The organism is Ensifer adhaerens (assembly GCF_002940685.1).
Lineage (GTDB): Bacteria > Pseudomonadota > Alphaproteobacteria > Rhizobiales > Rhizobiaceae > Ensifer > Ensifer adhaerens_E.
Genome location: NZ_PNFP01000017.1, coordinates 74802 through 87058, shown reverse-complemented (window position 1 = coordinate 87058; position 12257 = coordinate 74802). Strand labels below are relative to the sequence as shown.

General features: G+C 63.5%; 12 protein-coding genes. 9 read left to right on the top strand and 3 right to left on the bottom strand.

Annotated features, from left to right (window positions below):
- Nucleotides 1-44 precede the first annotated feature (44 nt).
- The 3 genes from trpLE to C1A35_RS28310 all read left to right on the top strand — a co-directional run bounded on the left by trpLE (nucleotide 45) and on the right by C1A35_RS28310 (nucleotide 3261).
- Entirely contained in the window at nucleotides 45-89 is a 45-nt protein-coding gene (trpLE, locus tag C1A35_RS36455; RefSeq protein WP_178385070.1) for a trpE operon leader peptide TrpLE, read from the top strand.
- A gap of 112 nt (nucleotides 90-201) precedes the next feature.
- Nucleotides 202-2391: an anthranilate synthase gene (locus C1A35_RS28315; protein WP_104667563.1), complete on the top strand. Its 2190-nt coding sequence runs from the start codon at nucleotides 202-204 to the stop codon at nucleotides 2389-2391.
- Between the two features lie 69 nt (nucleotides 2392-2460).
- Nucleotides 2461-3261, top strand: a complete 801-nt coding sequence (locus C1A35_RS28310; protein ID WP_234823043.1) for a phosphotransferase — start codon at nucleotides 2461-2463, stop codon at nucleotides 3259-3261.
- 1 nt (nucleotide 3262) lies between these two features.
- Here C1A35_RS28310 and C1A35_RS28305 read toward each other — a convergent pair whose 3' ends face one another.
- Complete coding sequence (locus C1A35_RS28305) at nucleotides 3263-4180, bottom strand: LysR substrate-binding domain-containing protein (RefSeq protein ID WP_104667561.1); 918 nt, start codon at nucleotides 4178-4180, stop codon at nucleotides 3263-3265.
- 178 nt (nucleotides 4181-4358) lie between these two features.
- On the opposite strand from C1A35_RS28305, the gene C1A35_RS28300 reads away from it, so the two are divergent.
- From C1A35_RS28300 to C1A35_RS28285, 4 genes are all read left to right on the top strand, one after another.
- On the top strand, nucleotides 4359-5933 hold the full coding sequence (locus C1A35_RS28300) for an MFS transporter (RefSeq protein WP_234823042.1): 1575 nt from the start codon (nucleotides 4359-4361) through the stop codon (nucleotides 5931-5933).
- A gap of 126 nt (nucleotides 5934-6059) precedes the next feature.
- Nucleotides 6060-6977, top strand: a complete 918-nt coding sequence (locus C1A35_RS28295; RefSeq protein ID WP_104667640.1) for a cation diffusion facilitator family transporter — start codon at nucleotides 6060-6062, stop codon at nucleotides 6975-6977.
- Between the two features lie 145 nt (nucleotides 6978-7122).
- On the top strand, nucleotides 7123-7587 hold the full coding sequence (gene queF, locus C1A35_RS28290; protein ID WP_057253061.1) for a preQ(1) synthase: 465 nt from the start codon (nucleotides 7123-7125) through the stop codon (nucleotides 7585-7587).
- A 96-nt stretch (nucleotides 7588-7683) separates the two neighbouring features.
- Nucleotides 7684-8139, top strand: a complete 456-nt coding sequence (locus C1A35_RS28285; RefSeq protein ID WP_104667559.1) for an HIT family protein — start codon at nucleotides 7684-7686, stop codon at nucleotides 8137-8139.
- A gap of 38 nt (nucleotides 8140-8177) precedes the next feature.
- Here the strand turns inward: C1A35_RS28285 and C1A35_RS28280 are convergent, their stop codons facing one another.
- Both C1A35_RS28280 and C1A35_RS28275 read right to left on the bottom strand, forming a co-directional pair.
- On the bottom strand, nucleotides 8178-8699 hold the full coding sequence (locus C1A35_RS28280) for a chloramphenicol phosphotransferase CPT family protein (protein WP_158665186.1): 522 nt from the start codon (nucleotides 8697-8699) through the stop codon (nucleotides 8178-8180).
- 11 nt (nucleotides 8700-8710) lie between these two features.
- Nucleotides 8711-9289 (bottom strand): HupE/UreJ family protein, encoded by a 579-nt coding sequence (locus tag C1A35_RS28275; RefSeq protein WP_104667557.1) that lies wholly within the window; start codon nucleotides 9287-9289, stop codon nucleotides 8711-8713.
- Nucleotides 9290-9527: 238 nt separating this feature from the next.
- On the opposite strand from C1A35_RS28275, the gene C1A35_RS28270 reads away from it, so the two are divergent.
- Both C1A35_RS28270 and leuA read left to right on the top strand, forming a co-directional pair.
- Nucleotides 9528-10112 carry an ATP-dependent Clp protease proteolytic subunit gene (locus C1A35_RS28270; RefSeq protein WP_104667556.1) on the top strand — a complete coding sequence of 195 codons (585 nt, stop codon included), beginning with the start codon at nucleotides 9528-9530 and terminating at the stop codon, nucleotides 10110-10112.
- A 393-nt stretch (nucleotides 10113-10505) separates the two neighbouring features.
- Nucleotides 10506-12215: a 2-isopropylmalate synthase gene (gene leuA, locus C1A35_RS28260; protein WP_104667554.1), complete on the top strand. Its 1710-nt coding sequence runs from the start codon at nucleotides 10506-10508 to the stop codon at nucleotides 12213-12215.
- The last annotated feature ends 42 nt before the right edge of the window (nucleotides 12216-12257 follow it).

Below are 12257 nucleotides of genomic sequence, written 5' to 3'. Positions count from 1 at the left end.
TTCCCGCTTGCGCACGGCACGAACCCACGCTAACACTTTGGCCTATGGAAAACGCACGCAACATTTCGATCTGGTGGTGGGCTCGCTGAAGCGGCCTTGACCAGTCATGCGTGATTGAGAGATGAAGCCGCCCGGAGATTTCGAGGCGGCTTTTTTCATCTTCAGGCCGCTCAAGGACCGGGCTTTTACGGAGCGAGGCGAATGGCAACGGTAATTCTCGAGGACGGCTCGGAGAGCTACACGACAAAGGGCGGCATCGTGGTGACGCGCAGGCGGCGCGAAGCGTCCTACGGCCAGGCGATCGCGAGCTATGTCGACAAGCTCGACGAGCGTCGCGGCGCGGTGTTTTCTTCCAACTACGAATATCCCGGCCGCTACACCCGCTGGGACACGGCCGTCGTCGACCCGCCGCTCGGGATCTCGTCGTTCGGTCGCTCGCTCTGGATCGAAGCCTATAACGGCCGTGGCGAGGTGTTGCTGGCGATCATCGCCGAGCACCTGAAGACAGTCGCGGACATCACGCTCGGCGCTTCGACCAGCCGCCGCCTCGACCTGACGATCAACCAGCCCGACCGCGTCTTCACCGAGGAAGAGCGCTCGAAGATGCCGACGGTGTTCAGCGTGCTGCGCGCCGTCACCAATCTCTTCCATTCCGCTGAGGATGCGAGCCTCGGCCTTTACGGCGCCTTCGGCTACGATCTCGCCTTCCAGTTCGATGCGATCGAGCTGAAGCTGAAGCGCCCGGACGACCAGCGCGACATGGTGCTGTTCCTGCCGGACGAGATCCTCGTCGTCGACCACTATGCCGCCAAGGCCTGGATCGACCGCTATGATTTTGCCAAGGACGGCAAGACGACCGAAGGCAAGGCGGAGGACATCGCCTCCGAGCCGTTCCAGACCGTCGACAGCATTCCGCCGCACGGCGACCACCGTCCCGGCGAATATGCCGAACTCGTCGTCAAGGCGAAGGAGAGCTTCCGCCGTGGCGACCTCTTCGAAGTCGTGCCCGGTCAGAAGTTCTTCGAGCGCTGCGAGAGCAAGCCGTCGGAGATCTCCAACCGGCTGAAGGCGATCAACCCTTCGCCCTATTCCTTCTTCATCAACCTTGGAAACCAGGAATATCTCGTCGGCGCCTCGCCGGAAATGTTCGTGCGCGTCTCGGGCCGCCGCATCGAGACCTGCCCGATCTCGGGCACGATCAAGCGCGGCGACGACCCGATCGCCGACAGCGAGCAGATCCTGAAGCTCCTGAACTCGAAGAAGGACGAATCCGAGCTCACCATGTGCTCGGACGTCGACCGCAACGACAAGAGCCGTGTGTGCGTGCCGGGCTCCGTCAAGGTCATCGGCCGCCGCCAGATCGAGATGTATTCGCGCCTTATCCACACGGTCGACCACATCGAGGGGCGCCTGCGCGACGACATGGATGCCTTCGATGGATTCCTGAGCCACGCCTGGGCGGTGACCGTCACCGGCGCGCCGAAGCTCTGGGCCATGCGCTTCATCGAAAGCCATGAGAAGAGCCCGCGCGCATGGTATGGTGGCGCGATCGGCATGGTCGGCTTCAACGGCGACATGAACACGGGCCTCACCCTGCGCACCATCCGCATCAAGGACGGCATTGCAGAGGTCAGGGCAGGGGCGACACTGCTTTACGATTCAAACCCGGAAGAAGAAGAAGCCGAAACCGAACTGAAGGCCTCCGCCATGATCGCTGCCATTCGCGATGCGAGATCCGCCAATGCCGGCAAGGCCGGTCGCGACGTTGCGGCGGTCGGCGCCGGCGTCAACATTCTGCTCGTCGATCACGAGGACAGCTTCGTCCATACGCTCGCGAACTATTTCCGCCAGACGGGCGCAACCGTGACGACGGTGCGCACGCCGGTGGCCGAAGAGATCTTCGACCGCGTCAAGCCGGATCTCGTCGTGCTTTCGCCCGGACCGGGCAATCCGAAGGACTTCGATTGCAAGGCGACGATCAAGAAGGCACGGGCGCGCGACCTGCCGGTCTTCGGTGTCTGCCTCGGGCTTCAGGCGCTTGCCGAAGCCTATGGCGGGGACCTGCGCCAGCTGGCGATCCCGATGCATGGCAAGCCGTCGCGCATCCGCGTGCTGGAACCGGGCATCGTCTTCTCCGGCCTCGGCAAGGAAGTCACCGTCGGTCGCTACCATTCGATCTTCGCCGATCCGGCGAGCCTGCCCGCTGATTTCATGATCACCGCCGAAAGCGAAGACGGCACGATCATGGGCATCGAGCACACGAAGGAGCCGGTGGCGGCCGTACAGTTCCACCCGGAATCGATCATGACGCTCGGTGGCGACGCCGGCATGCGCATGATCGAGAACGTCGTGGCGCATCTCGCCAAGCGCGCCAAGATCAAGGCTGCCTGATAACGCCGGATATACGGGCGCGGCGCTTCGGTGCCGCTTCCTTTCACGCGGCCATTTGCTGGAGGTCCCATGACGGGAAAGGATGGCATGGCAGACGATACGCCCTTGGGCGGAGGCGGCCGCACGGTCGTCAGCCGCAGGGGCGCTGTCGTGTTGCGTGAGACCGGGCCTTGGGCGCCTTCGGTGCACGCGCTTCTCAGGCATTTCGAGACCATCGGCTTCGATGGCGCGCCTCGCGTCGTCGGTGCCGGCTTCGATGAATCCGGGCGTGAAATGCTCACCTATGTCGAAGGCGACATCCTCAATCCGGTGCCCTGGTCGGACGCGGCAATTGCGGAACTCGGACGGCTGATGCGCCAGATGCATGATGCCGCTGCATCCTTCCAGCCTCCGCAGGAGGCACACTGGCGTCCCTGGTTCGGCCGTGCGGTCGGCACACCCGATATTGTCGGCCATTGCGACGCCGCACCCTGGAACATCGTCTCGCGCGACGGGCTGCCGGCAGCGCTCATCGACTGGGAGGCGGCAGGCCCCGTCGATCGCCTGACCGAACTCGCCATGGCCGCCTGGAACAATGCCCAGCTCTATGACGACGGTGTCGCCGAGATGAACGGCTTGCCGGACGCCCTGTCGCGGATGCGGCAGGTGCGACTCTTTGCCGATGGCTACGGGCTGGCCGCGGGCGATCGACATCGGCTTGCGGACCGGATTATCCATTTCGCCGCCGAGAGCGCTGCCAACGAGGCCTTCGAACTCGATATCCGTCCGGAGAGCGAGCATGTGCCGCGGGTCTGGGGCATCGCCTGGCAGGCACGAAGCGTCGCCTGGCTCTTACGCAACCGGTCAATGCTCGACGCTGCTCTGTCCTGACCTACCGCATCGCTTCGACGGCGGGTGCGCGTTCGCAGCGATCGGCAAACAGCCGTTCGCTCAGGAAATCGACGAAGACGCGGACCTTCGGTGACAGGTGCCGGTTGGACGGCCAGAGCAGGTGGAACTGGCCGGGGGCGTCGAGATGGGCGTCGAGCACGGTGCGCAGCCGGCCATCGCTCAGCGGCTGGCGCGCGAGGAAGTCCGGCAGGCAGCCGATGCCGAGCCCGCTGAGGACCGCGCCGCTCAGCGCCTCCATGTTGTTGCAGTTGAGAACGGTCTTGATCTGCGGCTCGGGTCCGCCTTCCGGCATGGCGATCGGCCATTCCTGCAGCTTGCCGCTGTTGGGAAAACGGAAGCGGATTGCGTGGTGCCCGTCGAGATCGCGCGGGGCCTGAGGCGTGCCATGCCTGTCGAGATAGGCAGGTGCGGCGCAAAGCAGAAGCTGGAAAGGCCTGAGCGCGCGGGTCATCAGCCGGGAATCCGGCAACACGCCGCTGCGAATGGCGACATCCACTTCATCGTCGATCAGGTCGACGATGCGGTCGTTGAAGTCGAGATCGAGTTCGACCTCGGGATAGCGCCGCACGAATTCCGGCAGCACCGGCAACAGCAGATGGTAGCTGACGATCGGCACGCTGACGCGCAGCCGTCCCCGCGGCGTGGCCACGGCTTGCGCCAATGAAGCCTGGGCGTCGGCGAGATCGTCGAGGATGCGACGGCAGCGCTCGTGGAAGAGACGGCCTTCCTCGGTCAACCTTATGCTGCGGGTCGAGCGCTGCAGCAGGCGCACACCGAGTTCTTGCTCCAGCTTGGTTACGGCCTTCCCGACCGAAGAGGCGGACAGGCCGAGCGCGCGACCGGCCGCGACGAAACTGCCGAGATCGGCGGTGCGGACGAAGGCGGTCATTCGATCCATTGCGTTTCCATTCGAGCGTTTTGTTCCGCTATGACCGGAATATTGCGGTGGTTTTCATCGAATTATGTCGAAACTATCCTGCATTCGTCAACCGATACCCGGCAACTGCCGACATCAAGACGGAGGTCCGGCGGGATCTGCGTGGGTATCCCTTTTGCTCGAACGGATGGAACGGGGAATGAGCACCGAAATTCGAGAACCGCGCGGGCGCCGGCTCGTGCTGCTTGCGGTTTGTTGCGCCGCCGCGGCGATGCCGCTCACCTTTACCGGACCGGCGGTGGCGCTGCCGGCGATCAGCCGCAGCCTCGGCGCCGATCCGGTCGCGCTCAATTGGGTCACCAACGCCTTCATGCTGACCTTCGGCAGCGCGCTGATGGCGGCCGGCGCACTTGCCGACAGCTATGGTCGCAAGCGCATCTTCCTCGGAGGGCTGACGGCTTTCCTGCTGTTCTCGGTGGGTCTCGCCTTTGCCCGAGACATCCTTTGGTTCGATATTCTGCGCGCCCTTCAGGGCATCGGGGCAGCCGCCGCCTTTTCCGGCGGCATGGCTTCGCTGGCGCAGGAGTTCGAAGAGAGCGAGCGGCTCAGAGCCTTCAGCCTCGTCGGCGCCAGTTTCGGAGTCGGCCTTGCCTTCGGGCCGATTGCTTCGGGTCTGATGGTCGAGGCCTTCGGCTGGCCGGCGATCTTCGTGCCCGTCGTCGTCTTCGCGGCGCTTGCTCTGGCGCTTGGAGCGATCTTCCTGCGCGAGACGCGCGATCCGGATGCCGGCGGACTGGATTGGAAGGGGGCTGCAAGTTTCACCGTGGCGCTGACGTCGCTCACTTTCGGTATCCTGCAGGCGCCCGAAAACGGCTGGGGGGATCCGCTCGTTGTCGCCATGTTCGTGGTCTCCGCGCTGTTCTTCCTGGCGTTCTGGCGGATCGAGCGTTCGGTTGCGCGGCCGATGCTGGATTTGACGCTCTTCCGCTATCCGCGCTTTGTCGGCGTGCAGTTGCTGGCGGCAGCACCGGCCTATGGCTTCGTCGTCTTGCTGATCCTGCTTCCGGTGCGTTTCATCGGCGTCGAGGGCATGAGTGCGGCCGACGGCGGGCGGATGATGATCGCCATGTCCGCGCCGCTTCTGGTCGTGCCGATCGCAGCAGGTCTCCTGACCCGATGGCTTGCGCCGGCGGCGATCTGCGGGGCGGGATTGCTGCTCTCGGCGGCCGGGCTCTTCTGGTTGAGCCGGTTTCCGGTCGGATCCGATCCGGTGAACCTGCTTGCACCCTTGCTGTTGATCGGTCTCGGCATCAGCCTTCCCTGGGGCCTGATGGACGGGCTCGCCGTCAGCGTCGTGCCGAAGGAGCGCGCCGGTATGGCGACGGGGATCTTCAGCACGACCCGTGTCGCGGGCGAAGGCGTGGCGCTGGCAATCGTGACGGCGGTGCTTTCGGCGCTCACCGCCTCGAACCTCGATGCGTCTGTCGGCGCAGACGCCGCCGCCATGGCACAGAGGCTCGCAACCGGCAATCTGGCGGAGGCGTCGCTGCTTTCGCCGGACATTTCGCAGACGATCTTGCTCAAAGCCTATGGCGATGCGTTCAGCGGCCTGCTGCTGATCTTGACCGGGATAACCGCGATGACGGCAATCGTCGTCTTTCTGTTTGTCGGGCGGGGCGGGGAGGCCGTCGCGCCGCGGGAGGCGGATGCCGGGCCGCCGGCCCTCGAGCCGGTACCAGTCGGCGAGGCCGGGATGACCCGCAGCAACCTTTGACAAGCGGCGTCTATTCCCGCATATGCATGTGTAACAGACCGCCTGCGCGAAATTCGCGCGGGCGGTTTTGCGTTTCAATGGGCTTGCGTTTGCAACTCGTTTGCATCTGCATAGGGAATGATCAAAATGTCTGGATCCGACAACAGAACCGTCCTGCGGCTTGCCTTCTGGGGCATTCCCCTGTCTCTGGCCGTGCTGGGGCTGAAGCTTCTTGCCTGGTGGCTCACCGGCTCGGTCGCGCTTCTGTCCGATGGTCTCGAATCCACCGTCAATGTGATCGCCGCCGTCATCGCCTATCTGATGATCGGCTATGCCTCCAAGCCGGCGGATGCCGGCCATCCCTTCGGACACCACAAGGCAGAGTACTTTTCAGCGGTCATCGAGGGCGTGCTGATTGTCGTCGCAGCCCTTCTGATCGTCTGGGAAGCGGTGCCGGCGATGATGGCGCCTGTCGTGATGGAAGCGCCGGCGCTCGGCCTTGCGATCAACTTTGCGGCCGGTGTGATCAACGCCATCTGGGCCTATGTGCTGATCACGGCGGGCCGCAAGCATCGCTCACCTGCGCTGAGTGCCGATGGCCACCATATCCTGTCTGATGTCGTCACCTCGATCGGCGTTCTCGTCGGCCTCGTCCTTGCAATTGCCACCGGCTACGCGATCCTCGATCCCTTGCTCGCCGTCGTCGTCGCCTGCAATATCCTTTACCAGGGCTGGATGGTGATTTCGCGCTCGATCGACGGGCTGATGGACCGGGCGGTCTCTGGCGAAGAGGAAGAGGCGATCAAGCAGGCGATCGCGGCCAATGCCGCGGGCTCGCTCGGCGTGCACGACCTGAAGACCCGCCAGGCCGGGCCGGCCATTTTCGTCGATTTCCACATGGTCGTGCCGGAGTTGATGCCGGTCGGCGAGGCGCATGACATCTGCGACCGGATCGAGGATGCGATCCGGGACGTGCATCCGGGCGCAAGGATTGCCATTCATGTGGAGCCCGAAGGCGAAAAGGCCCATGGCGTGCGCGTGAAGACAACGGTCGGGCGCCACTGATCCACGGTCAACGGCGCTTCAACCCTGACAAGGTTTCCTTCTTGAGTCAGTTCTGATTTAAGGGCCGCAAACAGCGTGGGGCCGGGTGGGGACACAAGTCCGTAACGTCCGGCCAACGCCGTAAGATTGACGGAGCAACACGCAAATGAGCAAGACTGACGTATCTGGCCTTTCGCAATTGGGTGCGAAGGTCGACCTGCCGCAAAGCCCTGAAGAGGCGGTGCTGGAGCGGGTGCCGAGCGGCAACAAGGGCAAGGACTATCTGGTGCGCTTCACGGCGCCGGAGTTCACCTCGCTCTGCCCGATGACCGGCCAGCCAGATTTCGCCCATATCGTCATCGACTATGTGCCGGACGAATGGTTGGTGGAATCCAAATCGCTGAAGCTGTTCCTGCATTCCTTCCGCAACCACGGCGCCTTCCACGAGGACTGCACGATCGAGATCGCCCAACGGCTGGTGTCGCTGCTGTCTCCGCGCTGGCTTAGGATCGGCGCCTACTGGTATCCGCGCGGTGGTATCCCGATCGACGTTTTCTGGCAGACCGGCAAGCCGCCGGAGGGCCTGTGGCTACCCGACCAGGGCGTGCCGACCTATCGCGGCCGCGGCTAAAGCCTGTATGCTGGCCTTCGGCCTTGAGTGACTGTGCGGGGGCGCCCGCACAGATTTCTTCTTGTGAACCAGGCAAGGGAACAGGGGGAGTGCGGCATGGATGGTCTGTGCGTGAGTTGCGAGGTTACGTCCGGGCGGCGACAGCCCCGTGGCGGGCCCATCTTTGAGACAGAACACTTTCATGCCCACCAGGACGTGGCCTATCCCGTACCGGGTCAGGTCATCGTGGCGGCGAAACGGCATTTCACGTTGCTGACCGACATGACGTCCGATGAAACGTCAGAGTTCCTGCCGCTCGTGCAAAGGCTGAGGAAACAACAGCAAGAACAGCTCGGTATCGAACACGTGTACTACTTCTATAACGAGGACACGTCGCATCACTTTCACCTCTGGATGGTGCCTCGATATCCCTGGATGACGAAGTTCGGGAAATCGATCGATGCGGTTCGCCCGGCGCTTCTGCACGCGCGCGACAACATGAGCTCTGAGATAGAGCTTGCGGCCGTTGCCGCGGCTTCGGAAAAGCTGCGCCGAGCGATGCAAGGCGCGTAGCCGCGGCGTGGTCGCGGCCAAGAACGGGGCGGTTGCCGCTACTGCCCGCGAGGTTGACGCTGGCGCCAGGCGTCGACGATGCGCCCGGCCACCTCAGCGGTCGGGTCGCGCGTGTCCACTTCGAGGTCATAGGTGCAATAGTCATGCGTCTTCAGGTGAAAGCGGGCTTCGCCAATCGTGCGGTCGCCGCGCTCGTGCTCGCGCCGTTCGAGGTCTGCGATGGGCGCGTGCACGCCGACCCAGAAGCTATCAAGATGCGCGGTTCGGTTCCTGAGATCGTCGGCCCAACTCTGTTCCTCGACGATGTGCTCGACGATCAGGTCGTTGCCGGCCTCGGCGAAAGCCGCGATCGAGCGATGGAAACCGTCGAAGAACCGGTTGCGTTCGCCGCGCATGCCTTGGTGCATGCCGCGTTTGAGAACCCGGAAGCCGGCGTCGGCCAACTGGTCTGACGCATAGTAGCAGAAGGGCTCCGGGAGGATTTCCCGGAGCGCCTTGGCCAGCGTTGATTTTCCGGCACTCGACGTGCCGTTCAGGAAGATGATGCGCCCGTGCTGCACGCTTGCCGGTCTCAGCCGAAGATCAGTGCGGCGCCGGCAACCGCCGTCGCTCCACCGAGAATGCGGGCAACCAGGCCGCCGCCAGAGAGACGCTGAAGCGCAATGCCGAGACCGATGCCGGCGACGTGCAGGAGGGCGGTCGCGCCGATGAAGCCGACCGAGAAGGCAAGCGCGCCGGCGCTGCCGAGTTCACCGCCATGGGCATGGCCATGGAAGAGGGCGAAGATGCCGACGATCGCGGCTGATGCCGCGGTGTCGAGGCGAACCGCCATGGCGACGAGCAGGCCGAGTGCCACGACCGAGGCAAGGATTGCCGGTTCGACGAAGGGGAGGCCGACGCCGGCGACCGCGAGCGCGAAGCCGACAGCCATCATCGACACGAAGGCGGTCGGAACCATCCAGAGCGCCCGCCCGCCGATCTGGGCTGCCCAGAGGCCGACGGCGACCATGACGAGGATATGGTCGAGCCCGAAGAGCGGATGCGAGAAGCCGGCGGCAAACGAGCCGTGCTCTTCCGGGTTGAGATGGGCGAAGGCGGGTGCGGCGGAAGCGATCAGCGCTGCTGCGGCGATCAGGATGCGTCTGTTCATGCGTGTCCCCATGGATCGGCGGAGCCTGGGAGGATGGCCCCGTTCTTGAGTGTTTGACGCGACGATCTTATTGGCCTTTGCCACCCTGTCTATACGGCATTTGGCGGTAGGTGTTTTTACCATAAGCGCACTGTGCCTTGCCGCTTTGTCGCCGCTTCCGTTTGTTGCATTGTCTTCGCGGTCGAGTCGCATTATCTGACTTTGACTGAAGACTTCATGAGACGCCGGAGAAAAACGGATGATGAACGACGACGAGGACGACAAGAAGACCGAATTGCCGCTCGGCAAGGAAACGGAGGCGAACCTTTTCAAGTCGCGTTCGATTTTCATCTACGGTTCGATCAACCAGGAACTGGCGCAGAAGGTCTGCTCGCAGCTCGTGGCGCTTGCCGCAGCCAGCGACGAAGACATCCGCATCTTCGTCAATTCGCCGGGTGGCCATGTCGAATCGGGTGACAGCATCCACGACATGATCAAGTTCGTGAAGCCGAAGGTCTGGACCATCGGCACAGGCTGGGTCGCTTCCGCCGGCGCGCTGATCTATGTCGGCGCCCCCAAGGAGCGCCGCATCTGCCTGCCGAACACCCGCTTCCTGTTGCACCAACCGTCCGGCGGCACCCGCGGCATGGCTTCGGACATCGAGATCCAGGCGCGCGAGATCATCAAGATGAACGACCGCCTGAACAAGATCTTCGCCGATGCGACCGGCCAGCCGGTCGAGAAGATCGCCAAGGACACGGACCGTGACTACTGGCTTTCGGCCGAGGAAGCCAAGGCCTACGGCCTCGTTTCGCGCATCATCTCGTCTGCTGCAGACATCTGAGTTCGCAGGCACTGTAGAGATCGGAAGGGCATCGGCATCGCGCCGGTGCCCTTTCGCGCATTCGGCGGCTTGCCGCCGTCCGGCAAGCCGTGTATAGGCTTTGACCATGACCAAGGCTGACGCATATCGGATCGCCTCGATCCCCGCCGGACACGATACCAATCGTGCGCCGTCGCGCGCCTTCGCATCGCTTCTTCTTCTCGGCCTTACTCGCGGTTGCCGGGTTCGCTGAGGAGCGCCCGGCGGCCGAAAAGCCACGCCGGCGGATGCTCCTCGACCCCATCAAGTGTTTTAGGATAAAGGCGCGTTCTGCGCGGCATTAGCCATCGCAATCCGATCCCCGATCGGCTATGGCAAGGCGGCCAGGACGTCCAGTGATGAAGAGAAGCTGCAATGATCCAGAAATCCCATCCCGTTAAGATTGGCATGCCGGAAGCGGCGGTGAAGTACCAGGCCTATCCGCAGATCGCACTTGCCGACCGCACCTGGCCGTCGAAGACGATCACCAAGGCGCCGATTTGGTGCTCTGTCGACCTGCGTGACGGCAACCAGTCGCTGGTCGACCCGATGGGGCACGATCGCAAGGCCCGCATGTTCCAGCTGCTGCTCGACATGGGCTTCAAGGAAATCGAAATCGGCTTCCCCTCGGCCTCGCAGACCGACTTCGATTTTGCCCGCTGGTGCATCGAGGAAGGCAATGTCGCCAAGGATGTGTCGCTGCAGGTGCTGGTGCAGTGCCGGCCCGAGCTGATCACCCGCACCTTTGAGGCTTTGGAAGGTGCGCACCAGCCGATCGTGCATTTCTACAATTCCACCAGTGAATTGCAGCGCCGCGTGGTGTTTGCCAAGGACGTGCGCGGCATCAAGCAGATTGCGACCGACGCCGCCAAGATGATCACCGACATGGCGGCCAAGGCAGGTGGCGGCTACCGCTTCGAATATTCGCCGGAGAGCTTTACCGGCACCGAACTCGAAGTGGCGCTGGAGATCTGCAATGCGGTCACCGAAATCGTCAAGCCGACGCCCGACAACAAGCTGATCCTCAACCTGCCCTCGACCGTCGAGATGGCGACGCCGAACATCTATGCCGACCAGATCGAATGGATGTGCCGCAACCTCGACAACCGCGAGAGCCTGATCATCTCGCTGCACCCGCACAACGACCGCGGCACCGGCATCGCCGCCACCGAGCTCGGCCTGATGGCCGGCGCCGACCGCGTCGAAGGCACGCTGTTCGGCAATGGCGAGCGCACCGGCAATGTCGACGTCGTGACCCTGGCGCTGAACATGTTCACGCAAGGCGTCGACCCGCAGCTCGACTGCTCCGACATCGAGCGGATCAAGGAAGTCTACGAATACTCCAACCAGATGGTCATTCCCGAGCGCCATCCCTACGTCGGCGAACTGGTCTACACGGCCTTCTCCGGCTCGCACCAGGATGCGATCAACAAGGGCATGAAGGCGATCAAGACCGCCAACAAGCCGCTCTGGGAAGTGCCGTACCTGCCGATCGATCCGCGTGACGTCGGCCGCTCCTACGAGGCGATCATCCGCATCAACTCGCAGTCGGGCAAGGGCGGCATCGCCTACATCCTGCAGGAAGACTACGGCATCAACCTGCCGCGCAACCTCCAGGTCGAGTTCCGCGAGGACATCCAGCGCATCACCGACGAAGAAGGCAAGGAGCTTCCCTCCAAGCGCATCCATGAACGCTTCATCGAGCGCTATGTCGAACAGCCGGGCGCCCGCATCAAGTTCGTCGATCACCACACCTATCCGGTGGGCGAGCACAAGGGCGTGCGCGTGGTGGCCGCCGAGATCACCGACAATGGCGAGGTCAAGCGCATTGAAGGCAAGGGCACCGGCCCGATCGACGGCTTCATCAACGCGCTGTCGATCTATCTCGGCGTCGATCTTTCGGTTGCGGACTATTCCGAGCATTCGCTGCAGCACGGTTCGAACGCCGCGGCCATCGCCTATGTCGAGATGGAGCATCCGGATGGCAAGCTGTTCGGTGCGGGCATCAACACCAACATCGTTGCCGCATCGCTCGAAGCGATCGTGTCGGCGGCGAACCGCGTGCTCGAGATGAAGCGCGGCTGATAGGCCCGAGCGCTACGAAACAAGGCCGCGTCGGGGAAACCC

Excerpts from the sequence above, each read along its gene's own strand:
- leuA (WP_104667554.1), top strand. The coding sequence starts at position 10,506 with ATGATCCAGAAATCCCATCCCGTTAAGATTGGCATGCCGGAAGCGGCG.
- C1A35_RS28305 (WP_104667561.1), bottom strand. The coding sequence starts at position 4,180 with ATGGATCGAATGACCGCCTTCGTCCGCACCGCCGATCTCGGCAGTTTC.
- C1A35_RS28270 (WP_104667556.1), top strand. The coding sequence starts at position 9,528 with ATGATGAACGACGACGAGGACGACAAGAAGACCGAATTGCCGCTCGGC.
- queF (WP_057253061.1), top strand. The coding sequence starts at position 7,123 with ATGAGCAAGACTGACGTATCTGGCCTTTCGCAATTGGGTGCGAAGGTC.
- C1A35_RS28300 (WP_234823042.1), top strand. The coding sequence starts at position 4,359 with ATGAGCACCGAAATTCGAGAACCGCGCGGGCGCCGGCTCGTGCTGCTT.
- C1A35_RS28295 (WP_104667640.1), top strand. The coding sequence starts at position 6,060 with ATGTCTGGATCCGACAACAGAACCGTCCTGCGGCTTGCCTTCTGGGGC.
- C1A35_RS28285 (WP_104667559.1), top strand. The coding sequence starts at position 7,684 with ATGGATGGTCTGTGCGTGAGTTGCGAGGTTACGTCCGGGCGGCGACAG.
- C1A35_RS28310 (WP_234823043.1), top strand. The coding sequence starts at position 2,461 with ATGACGGGAAAGGATGGCATGGCAGACGATACGCCCTTGGGCGGAGGC.
- C1A35_RS28275 (WP_104667557.1), bottom strand. The coding sequence starts at position 9,289 with ATGAACAGACGCATCCTGATCGCCGCAGCAGCGCTGATCGCTTCCGCC.
- C1A35_RS28315 (WP_104667563.1), top strand. The coding sequence starts at position 202 with ATGGCAACGGTAATTCTCGAGGACGGCTCGGAGAGCTACACGACAAAG.